Source organism: Pantoea sp. AS-PWVM4 (assembly GCF_000468095.1).
GTDB lineage: Bacteria > Pseudomonadota > Gammaproteobacteria > Enterobacterales > Enterobacteriaceae > Pantoea > Pantoea phytobeneficialis.
The window spans coordinates 20,136-39,003 of record NZ_ASZC01000031.1; the positions used below are offsets into that span (position 1 = coordinate 20,136).

Consider the following 18,868-nt stretch of genomic DNA (forward strand, 5'->3'; position numbering starts at 1 on the left):
CCGTTTCAGGGGCGACAATCCCGTCGCCCCTTCCTGGTGATACTAGAGCATCAGCATGAAGGTGCCGACCCAGATTAACAGGAAAAAAGAGATTCCCATCAAAGCGTATTTCACACTACAACTCCTCTGAGCGTTTACGACGATGGTGATCCCAGACCAGCGTAACGCGACAGAATAAGAGAAAGGTGGAGTTCATCACCGCTACACGCTTTCATCTCAGGTCGTTCAGAGCAAACTCAGAACAGGATCGAACGCTAATTTACGCGTAATTTTTCCGAAAAGAAATAGATCCATTCTGAGATATTTCTCACGTTTTTAGTGCACTTCAATTTCCGGGATCGCCGACATGCCAACGCGTAATTGCGCCAGATCGGCCTGGTTGGGATCCAGCACGATTTTCACCGGCAGGCGTTGCACCACCTTGGTGTAGTTGCCTGTCGCGTTATCGGGTGAAATGGCGGAAAAGGTTGCTCCCGTGGCGGGCGCAATGCTGTCAACATGGCCGGAAAATGTCTTGCCCGGCAGGGCATCCACCCGCACCAACACCTTTTGCCCCTCACGCACATCCGTCAACTGCGTTTCCAGATAGTTGGCGGTGATATAGGTTTGCTGCAATGGCACCACCGCCAGCAAACGGGTTCCCGCCGTAACATAGGCCCCGAGTCGCACCGAACGTTGTCCCACCATGCCATCGACCGGGGCGACGATACGGGTGTAGGACAGATTAAGCTGTGCCTGATCGACGCTGGCTTGTGCGGCGGTGACATCAGCTTCTGCCTGACGCAATGCTGCCTGCAAAACACCAACTTCCTTCACGGCGGCAGCCAGCGCCGCTTCGCTCTGACGTACGGTGGCGGCAGCGGAGCGCTGAGTGGATGTGGCTTTTTGCTGCTCATCGGCGGCGATGGTGCCACTTTTATACAGGCTGTCGTAACGCGCCGCGCTCTGACCGGCATATTGAGCTGAAGCCTGGCTGGCGGCCAGTGTCGCTTTCGCCTGGTCAATGGTGGATTGCTGTTGCTCCAGTTGCGCCTGGCTGCTCAGACGCTTGGCTTCACTGACCTGCAAATTGGCTTTGGCGGTTTCCAGCGCGACGCGATAATCACGGTCGTCCAGCGTCGCCAGCAGTTCACCCGCTTTGACGCGCTGGTTATCCTGCACATTAACGCTGGCGATATAGCCGGAGACTTTCGGCGCAACCAGCGTGTAATCCGCATTGACGTAAGCATCATCCGTCCGGTGATCATTACCGGTCATCGACGACCAGACGAAAAAGGCCATGATCAGCAACACCAGCAGTAAGGCGCTCAGCAGCACCGTTCTTTTCAGAGCAAAAGCACGCATATCAGTTATCTCGACGTGTTTGTAACAGGTTGAATCAGAGTTTGTGGCGGCCAGACACGTTTTGGCAGCCAGGCGGTGAGCAGCAGAAGCAGTGCGGCGAAACCGATCAGCATCACATAGCTATCACTTAAACTGAGCACCATCGCCTGATGCTTCAGCAAAGTGGCGAAACCGCTCAGGTTTTCACTGCTGCTGGCGCTACCATCCGGCAAAAGCGGGAAGCTGCTGCTCGCCTGTGCGCTGGTGGGTGCGGTCATCAACCACGAACGGCTGGCGGCGTTACCCACCAGGATATTGGAATGAAACTGTTCGCGGTGGCTGATAAACCACTCCACCAGCGTACTGGCAGCGACGCTGGAAAAGCCGCGCACGGTGTTAAACATCGCGGAGGCAAAAGGACCTTCCGGCGGGGCAACGACGCTGGTGGCGCTCATCAACACCGGCAAAATCACCATTGGCTGACCAAAAGCCTGCAAAATTTGTATCAGCCAGAAATTTTGTCGCCCCCAGTCGGTGGTGATTTGCATCCCGAGCAGGCAGGAGGCCACCAGCAATGCCACGCCTGCGGTCAGCATCCAGCGGCAGTCAATCCAGCGGATATTCAGCAGCGCGGCAATCAACGGTGCGATTAACAACTGTGGTAAACCCACCGTCAGTGCCAGCGGGGCAAATTGCAGGGTACGGAAACCCTCGATCTGGCCAAAGTAAGCCGAGGGTAGGGCTGAACCGGAAAGCGACAGAATCAGTACCCCAGCCAGTGCCAGCAGACCGTGCGCGAGGTTGTGGCGTTGCAGCATCTGCAACTTGAACAATGGCAACGGGTGAAACCATTCATTAATAAAGAACACAATCAGCAATGCCGCGGCGCTAAATAATAGCGCGACGATTAATGGCGAGCTGAGCCAGTCCAATCGTTCACCCTGTGTCAGTGCGAGGATCAGCAACGCGATACCGCTGCAACCGGTCAGCATGCCGAACAGATCCATTTGCTGGAAACGCTCGAAACGCAGTGGGTCCTGGGGCAGGCCCCAGCCAATCAGCAACATGGCTACCAGCATAGCGGGCACCACTTGCCAGAACACGAACATCCAACTGACGTCGTCGGTCCAGAAAGCGGCCAACGAGGCGGCAAGATTGGGGCCGAAGGTCGCTGTCAGCGCGTAAGCGCCAAGGCCATAAAGTTTGATCGGCGGAGGCAAGAAACGTAACGCGACCGTCATCAGTAACGGGGGCAGAGCGCCACCAAACAGCCCCTGGATAACGCGCAGGGTGATAAATAAGGTGGCATTGGGCAGCAGCGGCAGCAGAATGCCGGTGATCATGAAGCCAGCCGAGACGGTAAGCGCAAAACGGCGCAGCGAGAAGGTGACAGCAAACCAGGGCGCAATCATCATGGCGGCCACTTCGGCGGCCTGGTAAGCAGAAATGATCCAGCTACCCTGATCGTAACTGATGCCAATGGCCGCACGGATATCCGCCAGAGCAATATCGGTGACGCGATCGTTTAAACCGGCGGTCAGGGCGGCAATCAGCACACCCACCAGACCGAGCGCAAGGCGCAGGGTAAAAGGATGGGGTGCCGGGGCCGCTGCGGGCTGGGCATTCATAGCAGGTTTCTCGTTATGTTGATGCAGTGTATTGCGATGTGATACAGCTCGCATATTACATCCCGGTATGTTGTATTGCAATGTGATACAGGGTGTAAAAGTGCGGTTAATCGCGCTAAAGTAGGGCAGGCCACAAAGGATCGCACTATGGTTGAACTTCCCTCCTGCCGTGAGGATGAAAAAGCGGGCGGCATTCAGGTCATCGCCCGCGCGGCAAAAATTCTAAATGCATTGGGTGAGCATCCCGGCGGTATGAGCCTGGGGGAGATTGCTCAGGCGGTGGATTTACCCCGTTCGACGGTGCAACGTATTGTCGCCGCGTTGGATAATGCGCAACTGGTACGCAGCAGTGGCGCAGGCGGATTACGCCTCGGTCCGGCGCTGCTGAAGCTGATCTCCAGCGTGCACAGTGACGTGGTTGAAGTGGTGCGTCCTTTTCTTGAACGACTTTCCGCAGAGACGAATGAAACTGTCTCACTGGCACGCGCCAGTGGTACCCAACTGGCTATCGTCCATTATGTGGTAGCGTCACGCGAACTGCGTGTGGTGCCGCGCATGGGCCTGAATCTGCCGCTCTACAGCACCTCGGGCGGTCGCGCCTTACTGGCGCTGGAGAGCGATGAAGATGTCAGGGTGATTGTCGGCGAAGCCTACAAAGAGCTGACGGAGATGACCATCAAAACGCTGCCGCAGTTGCTGGAGTTGATTGGTGAAGTGCGCAAAACCGGCTTCTCCTACGATCGTGGTGAGACGCTGGAGGGCATCTCAACCATGGCGGTGGCGATCGACACTTTATTTGGCCGCTTCTCTATTTCACTGCTGGTGCCGACAGCGCGTTTTCGTAAACACGAGGCGCGTTATTGTGAGGAAATCCTGAAGTGTAAAGAGGCGCTGACCCGCGAAATTGGCAAAATGACCGCTGTTGAAGGATAACCGCAGATGAAAACCTTGTTGATGGCCATTGATAACTCTCCAGTGGCGGAAAAAGTGATCGCCCTGACGATTGAACAGGCGCTTGCGCACCAGGCGCAGGTAGTGGTGCTGTGCTGCATCGACCCGGCCTATTCTTCCTGCAACCAGCCGATTGAGATTGATGCCGGTGAAGATCCGGATGATTTTCTGGTGGCAAAGGATGAACAAAATACCGCTGAAATGGTGGTGCGCCATGCGCTGGCACCAATTATGCGCGCCGGGGTGACAGCAAAAGGGGTGATTCTGGCCGGGGAAGCGGCGGAAACCATTGTTGCACAGTCGGCTGCCGTGCAGGCCAGCATGATTATCATGGGACGACGCCATCTTTCGCCGTTCAACCGCCTGCTGAAAGGCTCGGTCAGCGCCGCCGTGATTGAACGCGCCAACTGTCCGGTTCTGATTGACGTACGCAAGGATTAATAACCGCTCCATGCTCTCGCTTTTCATTATTACGCTGGTGGCATTTGGGCTGCTGGCGCTGATCATTATTGTGCTGTTGCGTACCACCGCATTGCGTCTCTGGCAGGGTGTGCTGCTCTTTCTGTTACCGGTGTTGCTGGCCAATCTGCTGTGGTTTAGCTGGCTGCATCCACGCCAGCAGCGGCAGGCGCTGGCGACTGAAGTCGCTAATCAACTCAGCGAGGCACCGGGTTATCGGCTGTTGAAAACCCAGGAACCCGTGTTGTGGCAGCTACTGAATCGTGAGTTGCTGCATAAACGTCTGGCCGGGGTGCCACCGGAAGAAGCGCTGGGCGAGATGCGTGGCTGGCTATTCGATTTAGTGAATCAACGTCTGGTCCGTGCCAGTGATACCGCCATCCTCAATTACATTCGCGTTTCCGTCGAGGAGATGCAGGCGCTGCAACAACATAATGCACAAAGCTGCTTCCGGTTTCTTTACCCGCAGGTGAATGGCGGTGTCAATTTACAGCAATTGCTGCCACCACAACTGAATCAGCGTGATGCGCAGGCATTGGACGAATTGCTGGCGCAAAGTACCGGAGATGAGCAACCGCTGGATAATCAGGCGGCGCAGCGTGATTTGCAGAAAGTGGTGGAGACGCTGTACAGCAAATGGGGTGACCGTCTGCAACAACTTAATATGCCTGCGGATACCACGGTCGATCGTTCGGCGATGTGCGCGATGTCGATTGACCTCTACAACGGCATTCTCGCATTGCCTGACAAACAAGCGGCTAATCTTCTGCGTAAAATGGTCAGTCTTACCGGATAGCGGGCAAAAAAAAAGCCCGCTCAGCACGGGCAATAAGGTCACAATCAGTCAGTCTCTTACGTTATTCACCTGGTGTGGCGTGGACTTCGTTTTGTCTGAGAAAAGTATGTCACTACAGAAGTGATAAGAATAGCCGTTTGGTTTTATTAATTTAATTGGTAAAATCTTTTCTTTGTTCAGATATTTCGCTCCCCATTCCTATAGCCAGACGCAGCGCTGCTTTTTACACTGCGGTGCTAAATGAGGACATCACAATGAAAAATGGGTTAATGGGTGCCATCGCGCTGTTATTATTGTCTGGCTGTAGTGTCAGTCACCCAGGAGGATTTGAGCGTGTAGATGAAGATCCCAGCTCAAATACTGTGCAGTATCGTTACGATCCGCAGACATTTAATAAAGATGCTATGGCAGTAGATTTGGCTGAATATTGCAGCAAGCGTGGATTTGATAAAGTTGAAGCGTTACCCGCCCAGGATAGTCATATTCCAGGACTAAAGAAAGCCTGGTATCAATGCAATTACGCAGTGAAAAGTTAAAAAATAAGGGCGGGAAATTTTCCCGCCCTTTTTCTTTTTTATTATTTGCTGTGTGTTAGCTTTGCCCGCTTACCAGTGTCTGCCTGGTCCTGGCCCATGATGCCAGCCACCGTGCCAGCCCCCATGTGGCGGTCCCCAGCCAGGTCCACGTCCGTGACCACCATCAATAATACAACCACTCAGCATGGCAACGACGGCAACGACAGACGCAACTTTAATTAGTTTTTTCATGGAGAGTCCTCCTCTTTTCCAATGAGGCCAGATTACAGTGGAAAAGTGGAGCGAAGATGCAGCGAATGTAGAGTTATTTCTGGATCTATTTCTGAATATTTCAATTTGCAGGGAGGATTGTCAGGAAGGAATATAAACCAATCGGAATAAGCTGAATGCCTGATGATAATAACGCGATTAGTCTGAAAAGCAAGTCTAAATAATATCTGTTCTCAGTTAAAATAGATGACGTTAGCGGTGCGATTTATCGCGCAGGTTTCTGGAATACAGGTTACAGTCGGGACAGCATAAATAAGGAGCAATCATGGCGCGTGAAGTGAGAAATGTACTGGCCTTGCAGGCAGAGTTGGCTGAGTGTCCTTTATGGTCAACACGCGAACAGGTGCTGTGGTGTGTGGATATTCTGGCACCTGCCATTCATCGTTTCGATCCCGTCAGTGGTGAGTTGCATACGTTTCCTCAACAGGAAGAGGTGGGTTGTATCGGGCTGCGTGAGCAGGGCGGCTTAATTGCGGCGCTGCGCAGTGGCGTCTGGTTGCTGGATCAACAGGGTAAACCCCAGCGTAAGCTGGCAGATAATCCGGGGGTTGCAGCGAAGAGTCGCTTCAACGACGGGCGTGTCGACCCCTGGGGGAATTTCTGGTGCGGCAGCCTGTGGGAGCCACAGGATAAAAATGGTGGGCTACTGTGCCGCGTTACCCCTGATGGTGTATTAGCGGTGATGGTTGAGGACGTGAAAATTTCCAACGGTCTGGCGTTCTCACCGGATCGCCAATGGATGTATCACAGCGATACCCCCAATGAAGTGCTGTATCGCTACCCACTGAATGTCCAAAACGGCGAACCTGGCGAGCGTCAGCGTTTTCGTCAGTTTGATGCCAAAGGGGGATTGCCGGATGGTGCTGCGGTGGACAGCGAAGGTTACTACTGGTCTGCGCTATTTGACGGTGGTCGGGTGGTGCGTATTGATCCGCTGACAGCGGAGATCGTCGATGAGATTACGTTGCCGGTGCGCTGGCCGACGATGGTCGCGTTTGGCGGTGCCGATTTGAAAACCCTGTATATCACCTCATCGCGTGAACATCGAACCGCCGAGGAGCTGACACGTTATCCGCAGTCGGGCGATATTTTTGCTGTGGAGGTGGACGTGGCGGGAATAGCGGAGCCGTTATTTAAAGGATAAAAACATGCCGTGCCCGGAAGCACGGCATGGCCAGGAGACTTAACTGCGATGCAGCACCGGCTCCTGTACATTGTGGCGTTGCGGCAGGCGGATGCTGAGTGACAGGAACAATGAAATCACCAGCAAGGTCATAATCAGACTGAAGGTGATAGTGAAGCCACCAAACACCGATGCCACCAGTGATCCCAGCACACTACCGATACCAAAACCCAGATAAATCAGGCCGTAGTTTTTGGTCAGGTTGTTCAGGCCGAAGAAATCGCTGACCAGTGACGGGAAGACGGTGATGGTGCCGCCAAAGCTGAATGCCACACAGGCCAGGGAAATAAAGAAGGTGGATTCATTCATGTGGGTGAAAAGCAAAATGCTCATCCCTGCCAGTGAAACCACCTGTGCCAGCGAAATCACCCGGATACGCGCCATTTTATCGGACAGCACACCCAGCACCAGACGACCACTCAGGTTAGCGATAGCAATCACCGTCACCGCATTCGCCGCAGTTTGTGTGCTGAGATGAACCAGACCCTCGCCAATATCTTTCGCCACGCCAATTACATACAAACCGCTCATGCAGGCAGTGAGGAACATCAGCGCCAGCATCCAGTATTGTGGTAAACGGATGGACTGCGCCAGCGTGTAATCTTTGCTTTGCACGGCGGAGGTGCTGCTGCTCTGCTGGACCGGTGCATCACGCATCAGCAGTGCGCCGAGGATGATCATGGTCATTGCCAGCACCCCCCAAATCACGAAGGTGTTTTCCAGCCCCTGGCTGCTGAGCAGCGCGCCGCAGATAAATTTAAAGCCCAGGCTACCCAAACCGTAGGCACCGATGGCACAGGCGGAGATCACCCCTTTACGTTCCGGGAACCATTTGACGCAGTTGGATAAGGTCATCAGATAACCGGCACCATCAGCCAGCCCGACCAGTACCCCTGCGCTGAGGTACAGCATCATCAGGTTATCCGCATGGGCGGTTAACCAGAAACCCAGCGCCATCAATACACCGGCACCAATGGTGACATTACGTACGCCGAAGCGTTCCTGTAATTTACCGGCCAACGATGAAGCAATCGCCAGGCCGAGGCTCAGTAAACCAAACGAGAACGCGACCTGACTGACCGGGGCATCAAGCTTATGCGCCAGTTGGCCGTTAAACAGGCTCCAGGTGTAGACCGAACCTAACGCAAATTGAGTCAAAATGGTGCCAGCCAGGGTGAGCCAGCGGGTGCGTTGATAATTTGATGTGGTGGTTTGCATATTTTTCTCTCCCATCCGGGAATTCGGAAACTGAAGCGATGGTAATCCGCTCGCGCGTATGCGTGGGGAGAAAGGGCGTGAGAGGCTGTAGCGACGGAATGAAATGCAGTGAAACCGGTATGAATGGCATTGCGCTACTTGCTAGCACGCATTGCGTGTCAGCGCGTGAAAGGTTGTTGCATCAGGTGATGATGTGTAACCAGATGCGTCTCAGGCCGCGTATGGGCTGCAAACTAATAAAATTTTGCCATGCTTAAAGCTCACCACACAGGAGGAAATATGAAAGACCGAGCATATGAATCCGCGTCGAGTGAGGATGAAGTTTGCTGCATCATCGGTCAGGCGGTGATCGAGTTAAGCGATGAACATCAACCAGTGAATAAATCCACGCTGTCGTTGAAACTACTGGCAATGGCCGATCGCGACAGAGACGATGAGCGCATACTGCTTTACTGGATCGCCAGAAAAGCGATCAATCAACCTCACCAGCTCAATATCGGCGTGCAGGGCTGGCGCTAAGAGGACCAGAGAGCGGGCGCAATGCCCGCTCTCGTGCATCAGGCCAGACGCAGGCGTTTTGCGGTCGGCCAGCGTAGGAACATCACCATATTTCCCGCCAGAATCATCACCAGGCCGACAATCGCGTTGCTATGCCATTGATAACCTTCATACAGGGTGGATAATGTTAACGCCACCAGCGGGAACAGTAGCGTGCTGTAGGCGGCCTGACTGGCCCCGATTCGTCCCACCAGGGTGAAATAGGCACCAAATCCCAGTACCGAACCAAAAATCGCCAGATAGCTCATGGAACCCAACCATTGCAGATTGAGTGCCGGGGCCAGTGAATCACCGTTTAGCGTAGCCAGCACCGCCATGATCAGCGCGCCATAAAGCATTGCATAGCTATTGGTGGTCAGAACATCACGCTGACGACGCTGGTGGCGCGTCGAAATCATATTGCCAAAGGAGAACCCCAGCGTGCCAAGCGCGCTCAAACTCACACCCCACAACAATTGTGGCGCTGGATGCGCAGCGCGGATATCGCCCCAGAACAGCGCAACGATGCCACCTAACCCGAGAATCGCGGCAGGTAACAGACGAAAGGGGGGACGCTGACGGAAGAAGATCCAGCTATTCAGGGCATTATAAAGCACCGCCATCGAAAAAATCACCGACTCCAGACCACTGCTAATCCATGCTGCGGCATGATAAAAACAGACGAAATTGAAGCCAAACACACAACAACCCTGCAAAACACAGAACAGGTGATCCTGCGCATCCAGTTTTTTCAGGCGACGAATCAGTTTCAGTACCACCAGCATCACCAACGAAGCCAGCAAAAAGCGCCAGAACACCGCCACCAGGACCGGCGTATCAGCGGCTTCCTGCTGTAAAAAAATCGCTATCCAGGTGGTGCCCCAGATTAAAACCACCGCCAGATATAACACCAGGTTCATATGCTCTCTCCACAACAGATTTGCGGCGAGTGTGACGTCCCTTGTGGTGGTTGGCTTGCATTCTCTTGCGCCGCAATTGCAAAATCTTGCGCTTTTTACCTCAGCGTCCCAATGTGGCCTGTTTTCTGTCCGTCTGAATCCGTAAACTAAGCGCTATTGCCCAGCGAGTGATGTTGACCATGCCTGATTACCAGACTTTTACTATGCTTCAGCGCCATAAAGCGCAGCTGCGTGACAGCGTGCAGCTAAGCAGCGGCATCAAGCTGGCAGCCTGGTTCAACAGCGGCGATCGCGTGACCAATCTGAGTAATCACCACACCCTCAGCCTCTACACTGCGGATGGTTATGATACCTGGCACAAAACCCAGCATGGTTGGCGTAATGGCGGTGGCCCTGATCGTTTTTGTCTGATGCCTTCCGGCACCGAATCGGTGTGGGATATTCGTGCAGACCTGTCGTTTGTGCATCTTTACTGCACCGATCAACACCTGCGGCAGATGGCTGAACAAATCTGGGATCGCAGTCCGGCTCGGCTTAATTTGCATGAGAAGGTATTCTCGGCGGATGATCGCATCACTCAACTCTATCGTCATTTCCTGCTCAGCACCGACTGGCAACAACCTGCCAACCAGTTGATGCTCAGCAGCGCATCAACGTTATTAATGACGCATTTGTTGCAGCATTACAGCGATGTGCAATGGCAAGCACCGCAGGTACGTGGTGGGCTGGCCCCGGTAGTGCTACGTCGTATTCTGGCTTATATCGATGCGCATCTGGATCAACCGCTCACGCTGGCACACCTCGCGGTTGAGGCGGCGTTGAGTGAGTTCCATTTCGCGCGCATGTTCCGCGCCAGCGTCGGGGAGGCACCACACCAATATGTGATGCGCCGTCGCATGGACGAAGCCCTGACCTTGCTCAGGCACACGGCGTTACCGCTGACCGAAATTGCACTGCGCTGCGGTTTCCACTCCTCCAGTCACTTCAGTAACCGGTTCCGCCAGTTACATGGGGTGACGCCTTCGGCGTGGCGACAGACGCAGGGGTGAGATCTGTCACCCGTTGAGATCGTTCTGCAACTTGAGGAAATCGGTAAACAAGCAAAATGGTTGATGGCGAGCATGGCTGCGATTGCCGGAGTGTCTCTGGCGCTGGCGCGTTGGTTGTTTTGAAGGGGTAACACCTGACATGGCGTTCCCTGCAGGAATCGATATTTTCATATAACTACATGATAATAAGTTAATAGTTTTATAAGTTTTCTCATTTCTATACATCTTGTTATACGCGGTATTTTTTTCTACTCTGTTTTTCCAACCTGCCAACCTGCCAACCTGCCAACCTGCCAACCTGCCAACCTGCCAGATTAAATTACATAACTTTACAATTAAATTATGACTTAGATTGGGTGTACATTGAGTTAGCGTAAGTTAGCTCTTCAATAACATTCAGTGACATTCACCTATATACAACATTGAAAATTTTCAACTTAACTTCATTCAGAGTCATAGCACTAGAATCGGGGGCGTTTACGCGACTACTATTTTATGCGAAGATTTGTTCGTCCAGTGAAATATGGTTGAATGAAACTAAACTTAAATAGACAAATAATAGGTGATTTAACAATGAGCACATTGTTATGCAACTCTTCTCATGCACGAGATTGCAGGTTATTGCGTATCTTGGATGTTGTAAATATGACTGGAGTGCCACGTTCTACAATTTATCTAAAAATGAAAAGAAAAGAATTCCCACAACAGGTAAATATTGGGGCTAGATCAGTTGCATGGGTGGAATCTGAGATTTTGGATTGGATTAAATCCAATCTGGAAAAAAGGGGAAATTAAATAATAATGGAGGTTCGGTTTAGTAAAGACGCGCCCGATAAAAAGTGAGAAACTATCGCTAACTAACATGCATAGAAAATATAAGTGACAACAACTTCGGCTATCAGATATTTGAGCTATCACAGATTTTTAAGACCGGGGCTCAAGTGAGTTTTGTATTGGATATGATGAATGTCGAGTGTACTGACTTTCTTCCGAAAGGTGATGAAATTGAAAATTGGGTCAGGCGTAGCAATGAATTGATAAAAGATGCTCAAGGTTTATATAAGCGTGAAAAAGAAAACTTAGATTATCAAAGATGAATGTTGGTCAACTTAGGCAATGGAAAAGATGATAGCAGAAGCAGTCTTAGTGTAAAGGAACAATTTTACAATCAAAATAACCACGTTGTAGAGGCTGGGGATTTTAAACATCTGGATGCACTCGCTTCTTACTTTATTAATGAACTGATTCCAGAAGGTTTAAGGGAAGTCCCCACCTCGTGGTAATGGTTTGCGCAAAGCTCTTACTACTTCCGAACGGTCAAAACAGTTCAATGGAGCGGCGTCACCTTAATATCGTGCCTTAGCTCAAACGTTGAATAGTTCAGTTGCAGTCCGATTTGCATTTGTTCCTCCTTCTATGCCGGGACGCCGGGTAGCTATAACAACAATTGATAACTTGCATATTTATACGCATAAAGGGACTCGCTTTTTCAAAGCGGGCTTTAATGAAGATAAAAAGCTCTACGAGCATATCTATTTGCATCAAGCGGATTGTGCATTAGAGGATGGTTTCAAGGACGCTGCAATGGATGAAAATGCACTGACATTGAAGGATACATAAAATGATAGAACACTTAGGATTAACATCAGAATGGATATGCTTTTCTTGTGAGGGTAAAACTATCGATGGCCGAACAAATGAGTCTGATTGGCTAATCGATATGACAAAATCTTATGAATCCAACTTATACGCGGCGCTTATCTGAGAGGAATATGACCATAATAAACCCAATTTAGACGAAGTTTTGGCGAGCAACTCTGAGTATATAGGGAAAGAACTTCGGCTTTATGCCCGTACAAAACCGATTTTGATATTAATTGAATATAATGGAAGTGGGGGAAAGCTATTTTGTTCAGTTAAAATGGGAGATGGATTTGCACAGAGTTGAGAGTTTTATCTTGGTGGGTTGGCTGTTAAAAATTCCCCAATGGGTGTAAATATGAACCGTTTGCGGTTTAAAAAAGAAATCACTTTTCCCGGCCAAATTCGGAGCCCGAGATTAGCAAGCATTTAGGGCTTGAGCGAATAGATTTTAATAGCCGTCCCACTAAAGGCTGGGTTTCTGCCATTATTTCTGGTTGATCATGGCCCGGATGCACCGGGCATTTAAAAATTTTAGGTTGTGATTATGCAGATGATAAATTCTGCTGCTGAATTATTCAGCAGCAGTCAGGATTCTTTTAACCAAAATATGTTGCAAAGGACATTAATCAGGGTTTATAGTCGTCCGGCTATCGCAAAATCGGTAGCCGGGCGTGGAAACCCGTGTAATCTAACGGCGACACTTGACGCGCTATGCGTCTTTTTTTGTGTCTTTGTCTATGCACACCTCACATTTGTGCAGCGATTTGATAGTCGTTGCAGCATCCGTGTAATGGTGGCCCAGGCGGGGCTGACTTCGGTCAGGCCGGTATCCGTTAGAGCCGGTATTTCCACCCCCGTCTGGGCTACCACCAGTGAGCGTGGAAACTCCGGTGGTAGCGTTACCCGCTATCTAACGGAGGTTGCCCTTATGGCCACAGCCCTCACCCAAACTCATTCAGAATTTACCTTTATTTTTCTAGCTGTGCGTCGAGCTGATAGTATCGCTCGCCCTGAATCAATTCGCATTAATGCATCCAACGAACGCGATGCCAGGTTGCAGCTTATTGCTGATTTCATCATTTGTTTTGCTGGCCGAATTCCTACTTCAGGCAATGTGGGGGTAAAGGCATGAATACTCCTCAAAAAATTAACCAGAATTGTACTCTTTCAGAATTAGGCGAGGACAAACTTCTTCGTGTTGCGACTGCAAGCACGTTTATTGCAGAATTACTTTCCACATGTGCAGGTGCTGGTTTTAAAAATATATCTTCTGAAGGCGCTGCCGCAGTTTTTTTATGTTTTGCCGAGCAGCTTGATGATGTTCTAAGCGAAACTAGTTTAATGATGGGGAGTAAAAATGTTAACTAATGATATTTTGACTTCTCCAGCTTATCGAACTGCGATGTTACGGCGATATATTGCAGAAGCATTTATTTCACTCATGAAACAAGTAAATGGTGCGCCTGTATATATTGAAAGTGGTGAATGTGTTGAATTGACTACGGACAAGGTTGCAATAAATATCATTTTTCATATTGAAGCTCCCTGGATTGATGAGTTCGGAGAGGATGAAGGCTGTCGACTAGCTACTGAAACGTTGGAACAAATGCTATCGACTGGATTCGCTGGAGAAGTATTAAGGCTTTCTGCCAAAGGCGTGACCGAACTGCGGGAAGTTTACCGAGACATTATTTTTGGTGCCCCGGATGGTGAGCTGCCGCAGGGATATACGTTTATGTCGCCAGATGGCGGGGAGGGCTTTCTGTGAAGATGCAATCTGTATCTGCAATTGCTACCGCAGCGCGAGGCCGCTGGCCGCACATCTTATCTGTACTGGGAATCAATGTTCCAAACGGGAAACGGCACGGAGCCTGTCCAGTTTGTGGCGGAAAAGATCGATTTCGCTTAGATGATAAAGAGGGGCGTGGAACGTGGTTTTGTAATCACTGTGGCAACGGAGACGGGCTGGATCTGGTGCGTCTGGCTACTGGCCGCGATGTAAAAGCCGTTTCTTCGTTGGTAGCTGAAACGCTATCACTGCCAGAAGTGGTCAATCAGCCAATGACGCCTGCCAGAAATAAAGCTGTAGACGGCGAAGCAGGCCAGAAACGCTTTACTGAACTAAGCCAGCAAACCCAGCAAGGGGAATGCACCTATCTGACGGCGCGTGGCCTTCATGGACATACACTTTCACTGCTGGACAAGCCATTCAGCATGGCGGGTATGTCGTTTGGCACTGGTTCTGCTCTGATACCCCTTACGGATATTGCTGGAAACATAACGGGTGGTCAGCTTATCAGCCCTGAAGGTGAAAAATGCTTGTTGCCGGGGAGCCAGCTTTCAGGAGCATTCATTCAGGTTTCCACTTCACCAGTGGAGCCGCCTGAGCAAGTGATCATTACTGAGGGTTTTGCAACGGGGATAACCGTTAGCATGCTGGCTGATGGGCTAATTCTTGCAGCAGTAGCGGCCACTAATTTAGTTAAGGTAGCACAGCAAATACGCCAGCGCTGGCCAGAGGCGCGGATCATTCTTGCTGGGGATAATGATCTGCTTGATGGCAAAGAAAACACCGGACGTATTCAGGCTGAGAAAGCCGCGAAGTCTGTTGATGGTTGGGTAACGCTGCCGCCAACCAGACATAAAGCCGACTGGGACGATTTCCGCCGCGAAAATGGGGAACAGCGTGCTCGCGAGGCTTTCATGGATGAAATGGCGCTACATGGCAAGGGGCTGACTCGACTGCCGCAGGGGTTCCGGCTGACGAAAGAATATTTGTGGTACGACAAGCAGGTGAATAAGTCTGACGGTGATACCGAGATCCGCAACATCAAGATTTGTAGTCCCCTCCGCGTTACAGCCATTACCAGCGATGCAGACGGCAGCAACTATGGCCGTTTACTCGAATGGGAGGACACCAACGGTATTAGCCGCAAATGGGCGATGCCGATGGAACTGCTTGGCGGCAGTGGCGAAGAACTGCGTCGCGTGCTGCTGGTGAACGGGCTTTCGTATATCAATATCAACGGAATGGCGCGTGCGCATTTGATGGAATACATATCGCTGTGCAAGCCCGACAGGAAAGTTACCTGCGTGAATAAAACGGGCTGGCATGGTGGCGTGTATGTGCTTCAGGATGAAGTGATCGGGCGAGATGCTCAGTCAGTCATTCTGCAAACCAGCAGTGTCCAAGGACGCGATTTCAGAGTGAACGGCACCACGGAAGAATGGCGGGAACAGATAGGGCGTTTTTGTATCGGGAATGCTCGAGTGGCGTTCGCTGTCAGCCTGGCTTTTGCATCACCTCTGCTGAGCTTGGTAGGCATGAGCGGGGGCGGCTATCACCTTAAAGGCGAATCCACTGACGGTAAAACCACAACGATGAAAGTAGCAGCTTCTGTTTGCGGTGGAACGGATTTCTGGCATACGTGGCGCTCAACAGGTAATGCGTTGGAAGGTACAGCCAGCCGTCGTAATGATGCGACGCTAATGCTGGATGAAATTCGCGAGGTTGATGGGAGAGAAGCTGGGAATATCGCCTACATGCTGGCGAATGGTCAGGGTAAAGCCAGAGCGAGAACGGATGGTTCCGTGCGTGAAACTAACCGCTGGAATCTGCTTTTCCTATCTACTGGAGAGCTGTCACTGGTTGAGCACGCGGCTAACGCTGGAGAGCGTACCTATGCAGGCGTCGAAGTGCGCATGATTCAAATCCCGAGTGATTCCGGTTTGTACGGCGTGTTTGAGGAATTACACGGCTTCAGTGGTGGCAAAGCATTGGCTGAACATCTGGAACAATCAGTAACGCAGCATCATGGTGCGCCGTTCCGCGACTGGCTGCATCAAATCACGCAGAATTTACCGGAAGTGACCAGCCAAGCCAGAGCCATGCTGAAGGATTTCACACGTAGGCTGACGCCGCAGGATGCGGGAAATCAGGTTGGGCGTGCGGTGACGCGCTTTGCGCTGGTAGCTATGGCTGGAGAGTTGGCCACCCGCGCAGGCATTACTGGCTGGCCCGAAGGGGAAGCCTATAAGGCGGCAGAACGCTGTCTGGCATCATGGATGGCTGATCGTGGCCATGCAGCTAATCAGGAAGATAAAGCCGCACTCGAGCAGATTTGCGACTTTATGACCCGCAACCAGTTCAGCCGTTTTGCCGATTGGTACGACGAACGGAATCGACCGGCTGCCATGATGGGTTTCCGTAAGGTGGATAAGGGCGGCAACGATAGCGATCCAGTGACCACATTTTATGTGTTGCCGTCTGGCTGGAAAGAGATTTGCAAAGGTTTTGATGCCCGTAAGGTGGCCCGGCTATGCGTAGCTGCTGGATGGCTGGAGCCGGGCAGCGAAGGGCGTACACAGACAAGTGCTCGCCTACCAGAAATAGGGGTTAAACGCGTTTATCAGTTCAATAGTCTGGTATTGGGTAGCACAGAACCTGTGTAAATCGCGTGAGCCTTATTTTCTAAAGGTAACACTGGTAACAGAGGTAACAGCCTTTATTTGTGCGGTCTGCTGCTGTTACCAGTTAATAATCCTGACTGGCAACACAGGTAACAGAAAGGCGCTTGTTACCACCGTTACCTGAGTAGAAACAGCAGTGGTAACGGATTTTATCCTTATTAAACAATGGTGTTTCCTGAGTTACCACTGTTACACATCCCACAGATGGATAGCCGTGCCAAATGCATTCATTCTGGCGGGCATGTTTTAAAGGAACAACCATGCGAATAATGAAAATGACCTGCCCGGTTTGTCTGGCGAACGCAACGATACGCAAAACTAATAGAAAGCATCCTCAACTGTCGGATGTGTATTGCCTGTGCACCAATATAGAGTGCGGGCACTCCTTTGTTATGAATGTCTCGTTTTCACATACCATCAGTCCCAGTGCGTTAGCTGGACAGGGAAGGATAAAGGAGTTGCTTAACGCTCTTTGCCGGGATGAGAGGAAACAGGTACTTGAATTACTCAGAGAGGAAGAGGATAAGATTTAGCTGCCAATGCCGGGCATAACGAATGTGTCCGGCTTAATTTTGCTATGAAAAGATTTCAGTAGTCATCCAATTAAATTCGTTAAATATCAATGCATTATTTTTTCATGGTTTAAGTTAAATTCAATCTTTTTGCTACGTAAAATTATAATTTTATTTAAAATCAATCCGTTGCACATGGTGCTGGCGAATTGGAGCAGTGAGGAAACTGAAAAAAGTGAAATTCTTTTCAACTTTTTCAATTAGGGGGATTCGCCGCAAGCCTACTGATGGCGCGGGCGGAGGTATTGCTTTGAAGAAAAGCGAAACTGAAATAATTTCTTGTTACGGAAACCGCAGGCGGGTGCGGTATAGCGCCGTTTTGGTGAGTAGAGGGTTTAACTCACGAGTAAGGCTGTATGAATAACCAGATAAATTGATTAATGAAATTGTTGCCATCCTTCGTTTTGAGAAATATCTTATTGCTAATGTATTTTTTCGCATGGAGGGTAAGATATGAGACTAAAATACCTAAAAGTAAATAATTTCAGATCCATTAATGGTGAAAATAATATATTGCACTTTAACAATAACAATATAGTTTTTTTATTTGGAAAGAATAACATTGGTAAGTCAAGTATGCTGCATGCATACAAATATTTTGCTTCACCTACTCAAAAATCATTATTTACTGATTTTACCAATATGATGTTAATAATAAGATTACGATTGAAGCTGTTTATATCAAAGAGGGATCTGATGATAAGAACTTTGAAGAAAAGGGGTTGAATAAATGGGTCTGTCCTAATGGGGAAGTGAAATTCAGGAAAACATGGAGTGTAGTTGATCAGTCTGCAAGTAAAGAAACGTTCAATCCGGATCCAGAAGTTAATAAATACGTTGATAAAGGTTTCGGTGGACTAGAACCCATACTCACTAATGCCACTCCAGTAATAATATTTATAGATGCCATTCCAAACATTAAAGAGTTAACTGACTGGATTGATAAGCAAATCAAGAGCAACCTACTGGAGAATATTAAAAATAATTACGCAGAAGAGTATGAAGAAGCCACTCGTGCCATGAAGAAATTACAAGGTAAAATAGAAGGGGCAGATTACTTAGGGAGTATCAGTGCGGCTGCAAATGAGTATTTTTGCGCTACGTTCCCTAGTCTTGAAATGAAAATTGGATCATTGCCTTACAAAGAGGCAGACCTTTCAAAAGTTTTTGAAAAAGATTTTAATGTAACTATAGGGCCAAGGAAAATAGTTAAGCAGGAGCAGGAGCAGGAGCAGGAGCAGGAGCAGGAGCAGGAGCAGGAGCAGGAGCAGGAGCAGGAGCAGGAGCAGGAGCAGGAGCAGGAGCAGGAGCA

22 protein-coding genes are annotated in these 18,868 nt (G+C 50.2%); 16 read left to right on the top strand and 6 right to left on the bottom strand.

From position 1 onward, the window contains the following. Window positions 1-42: 42 nt before the first annotated feature. The 3 genes from ypdK to L579_RS21980 all read right to left on the bottom strand — a co-directional run bounded on the left by ypdK (window position 43) and on the right by L579_RS21980 (window position 2,951). Window positions 43-114, bottom strand: coding sequence for a membrane protein YpdK (ypdK, locus tag L579_RS23895; RefSeq protein WP_150105822.1), 72 nt, complete (start codon window positions 112-114; stop codon window positions 43-45). A gap of 201 nt (window positions 115-315) precedes the next feature. Continuing rightward, window positions 316-1,344: an HlyD family secretion protein gene (locus L579_RS21975; RefSeq protein WP_021186340.1), complete on the bottom strand. Its 1,029-nt coding sequence runs from the start codon at window positions 1,342-1,344 to the stop codon at window positions 316-318. A 5-nt stretch (window positions 1,345-1,349) separates the two neighbouring features. Continuing rightward, entirely contained in the window at window positions 1,350-2,951 is a 1,602-nt protein-coding gene (locus tag L579_RS21980; protein WP_036628045.1) for an MFS transporter, read from the bottom strand. Window positions 2,952-3,098: 147 nt separating this feature from the next. Here L579_RS21980 and L579_RS21985 point away from each other — a divergent pair, with 147 nt between their 5' ends. The 4 genes from L579_RS21985 to L579_RS22000 all read left to right on the top strand — a co-directional run bounded on the left by L579_RS21985 (window position 3,099) and on the right by L579_RS22000 (window position 5,693). Beyond that, complete coding sequence (locus L579_RS21985; protein ID WP_021186342.1) at window positions 3,099-3,884, top strand: IclR family transcriptional regulator; 786 nt, start codon at window positions 3,099-3,101, stop codon at window positions 3,882-3,884. Window positions 3,885-3,890: 6 nt separating this feature from the next. Further along, entirely contained in the window at window positions 3,891-4,343 is a 453-nt protein-coding gene (locus L579_RS21990) for a universal stress protein (RefSeq protein ID WP_021186343.1), read from the top strand. A 10-nt stretch (window positions 4,344-4,353) separates the two neighbouring features. Then, window positions 4,354-5,157, top strand: a complete 804-nt coding sequence (locus L579_RS21995; RefSeq protein WP_021186344.1) for a hypothetical protein — start codon at window positions 4,354-4,356, stop codon at window positions 5,155-5,157. A gap of 254 nt (window positions 5,158-5,411) precedes the next feature. Beyond that, the gene (locus L579_RS22000; protein ID WP_021186345.1) at window positions 5,412-5,693 is read left to right on the top strand and encodes a hypothetical protein; all 282 of its coding nucleotides are present in this window, start codon (window positions 5,412-5,414) and stop codon (window positions 5,691-5,693) included. 69 nt (window positions 5,694-5,762) lie between these two features. On the opposite strand, the gene L579_RS24090 is transcribed toward L579_RS22000, so the two are convergent. After that, window positions 5,763-5,924 carry a hypothetical protein gene (locus tag L579_RS24090; protein WP_200864702.1) on the bottom strand — a complete coding sequence of 54 codons (162 nt, stop codon included), beginning with the start codon at window positions 5,922-5,924 and terminating at the stop codon, window positions 5,763-5,765. Between the two features lie 304 nt (window positions 5,925-6,228). On the opposite strand from L579_RS24090, the gene L579_RS22005 reads away from it, so the two are divergent. After that, on the top strand, window positions 6,229-7,107 hold the full coding sequence (locus tag L579_RS22005; protein ID WP_021186346.1) for an SMP-30/gluconolactonase/LRE family protein: 879 nt from the start codon (window positions 6,229-6,231) through the stop codon (window positions 7,105-7,107). Between the two features lie 39 nt (window positions 7,108-7,146). On the opposite strand, the gene L579_RS22010 is transcribed toward L579_RS22005, so the two are convergent. Further along, window positions 7,147-8,364, bottom strand: coding sequence for an L-lactate MFS transporter (locus tag L579_RS22010; RefSeq protein WP_036628059.1), 1,218 nt, complete (start codon window positions 8,362-8,364; stop codon window positions 7,147-7,149). Window positions 8,365-8,643: 279 nt separating this feature from the next. On the opposite strand from L579_RS22010, the gene L579_RS22015 reads away from it, so the two are divergent. Then, a complete protein-coding gene (locus L579_RS22015; protein WP_013509957.1) occupies window positions 8,644-8,883 on the top strand; it encodes a hypothetical protein in 240 nt (79 codons plus the stop codon). A gap of 38 nt (window positions 8,884-8,921) precedes the next feature. Here L579_RS22015 and L579_RS22020 read toward each other — a convergent pair whose 3' ends face one another. Next, window positions 8,922-9,821: a DMT family transporter gene (locus L579_RS22020; RefSeq protein WP_021186349.1), complete on the bottom strand. Its 900-nt coding sequence runs from the start codon at window positions 9,819-9,821 to the stop codon at window positions 8,922-8,924. A gap of 179 nt (window positions 9,822-10,000) precedes the next feature. On the opposite strand from L579_RS22020, the gene L579_RS22025 reads away from it, so the two are divergent. The 10 genes from L579_RS22025 to L579_RS24095 all read left to right on the top strand — a co-directional run. After that, window positions 10,001-10,870, top strand: coding sequence for a helix-turn-helix domain-containing protein (locus L579_RS22025; RefSeq protein WP_021186350.1), 870 nt, complete (start codon window positions 10,001-10,003; stop codon window positions 10,868-10,870). Between the two features lie 573 nt (window positions 10,871-11,443). After that, entirely contained in the window at window positions 11,444-11,665 is a 222-nt protein-coding gene (locus tag L579_RS23480) for a helix-turn-helix transcriptional regulator (protein ID WP_071783616.1), read from the top strand. A gap of 146 nt (window positions 11,666-11,811) precedes the next feature. After that, window positions 11,812-11,967, top strand: coding sequence for a hypothetical protein (locus L579_RS23990; RefSeq protein ID WP_161628649.1), 156 nt, complete (start codon window positions 11,812-11,814; stop codon window positions 11,965-11,967). 274 nt (window positions 11,968-12,241) lie between these two features. Further along, window positions 12,242-12,490, top strand: a complete 249-nt coding sequence (locus L579_RS24360; RefSeq protein ID WP_071783614.1) for a P2 family phage major capsid protein — start codon at window positions 12,242-12,244, stop codon at window positions 12,488-12,490. Window positions 12,491-13,121: 631 nt separating this feature from the next. Further along, window positions 13,122-13,646: a host cell division inhibitor Icd-like protein gene (locus tag L579_RS23495; RefSeq protein WP_036628084.1), complete on the top strand. Its 525-nt coding sequence runs from the start codon at window positions 13,122-13,124 to the stop codon at window positions 13,644-13,646. Further along, on the top strand, window positions 13,643-13,882 hold the full coding sequence (locus L579_RS23500) for a hypothetical protein (RefSeq protein WP_071783615.1): 240 nt from the start codon (window positions 13,643-13,645) through the stop codon (window positions 13,880-13,882). The genes L579_RS23495 and L579_RS23500 overlap by 4 nt, the downstream gene beginning before the upstream one ends. Next, window positions 13,872-14,282 carry a hypothetical protein gene (locus tag L579_RS22035; RefSeq protein ID WP_036628063.1) on the top strand — a complete coding sequence of 137 codons (411 nt, stop codon included), beginning with the start codon at window positions 13,872-13,874 and terminating at the stop codon, window positions 14,280-14,282. The genes L579_RS23500 and L579_RS22035 overlap by 11 nt, the downstream gene beginning before the upstream one ends. After that, window positions 14,279-16,966 carry a DUF927 domain-containing protein gene (locus L579_RS22040; protein WP_036628066.1) on the top strand — a complete coding sequence of 896 codons (2,688 nt, stop codon included), beginning with the start codon at window positions 14,279-14,281 and terminating at the stop codon, window positions 16,964-16,966. The genes L579_RS22035 and L579_RS22040 overlap by 4 nt, the downstream gene beginning before the upstream one ends. Window positions 16,967-17,244: 278 nt before the next feature. Beyond that, entirely contained in the window at window positions 17,245-17,517 is a 273-nt protein-coding gene (locus L579_RS22045; protein WP_036628077.1) for an ogr/Delta-like zinc finger family protein, read from the top strand. 761 nt (window positions 17,518-18,278) lie between these two features. Then, on the top strand, window positions 18,279-18,868 hold a 590-nt coding region (locus tag L579_RS24095), incomplete at its 3' end, for a hypothetical protein (protein WP_036628082.1).

Coding starts and splice junctions, on each gene's coding strand:
- L579_RS21975 (WP_021186340.1), bottom strand. CDS start 1,344: ATGCGTGCTTTTGCTCTGAAAAGAACGGTGCTGCTGAGCGCCTTACTG.
- L579_RS21980 (WP_036628045.1), bottom strand. CDS start 2,951: ATGAATGCCCAGCCCGCAGCGGCCCCGGCACCCCATCCTTTTACCCTG.
- L579_RS21985 (WP_021186342.1), top strand. CDS start 3,099: ATGGTTGAACTTCCCTCCTGCCGTGAGGATGAAAAAGCGGGCGGCATT.
- L579_RS21990 (WP_021186343.1), top strand. CDS start 3,891: ATGAAAACCTTGTTGATGGCCATTGATAACTCTCCAGTGGCGGAAAAA.
- L579_RS21995 (WP_021186344.1), top strand. CDS start 4,354: ATGCTCTCGCTTTTCATTATTACGCTGGTGGCATTTGGGCTGCTGGCG.
- L579_RS22000 (WP_021186345.1), top strand. CDS start 5,412: ATGAAAAATGGGTTAATGGGTGCCATCGCGCTGTTATTATTGTCTGGC.
- L579_RS24090 (WP_200864702.1), bottom strand. CDS start 5,924: ATGAAAAAACTAATTAAAGTTGCGTCTGTCGTTGCCGTCGTTGCCATG.
- L579_RS22005 (WP_021186346.1), top strand. CDS start 6,229: ATGGCGCGTGAAGTGAGAAATGTACTGGCCTTGCAGGCAGAGTTGGCT.
- L579_RS22010 (WP_036628059.1), bottom strand. CDS start 8,364: ATGCAAACCACCACATCAAATTATCAACGCACCCGCTGGCTCACCCTG.
- L579_RS22015 (WP_013509957.1), top strand. CDS start 8,644: ATGAAAGACCGAGCATATGAATCCGCGTCGAGTGAGGATGAAGTTTGC.
- L579_RS22020 (WP_021186349.1), bottom strand. CDS start 9,821: ATGAACCTGGTGTTATATCTGGCGGTGGTTTTAATCTGGGGCACCACC.
- L579_RS22025 (WP_021186350.1), top strand. CDS start 10,001: ATGCCTGATTACCAGACTTTTACTATGCTTCAGCGCCATAAAGCGCAG.
- L579_RS23480 (WP_071783616.1), top strand. CDS start 11,444: ATGAGCACATTGTTATGCAACTCTTCTCATGCACGAGATTGCAGGTTA.
- L579_RS23495 (WP_036628084.1), top strand. CDS start 13,122: ATGTTGCAAAGGACATTAATCAGGGTTTATAGTCGTCCGGCTATCGCA.
- L579_RS23500 (WP_071783615.1), top strand. CDS start 13,643: ATGAATACTCCTCAAAAAATTAACCAGAATTGTACTCTTTCAGAATTA.
- L579_RS22035 (WP_036628063.1), top strand. CDS start 13,872: ATGTTAACTAATGATATTTTGACTTCTCCAGCTTATCGAACTGCGATG.
- L579_RS22045 (WP_036628077.1), top strand. CDS start 17,245: ATGCGAATAATGAAAATGACCTGCCCGGTTTGTCTGGCGAACGCAACG.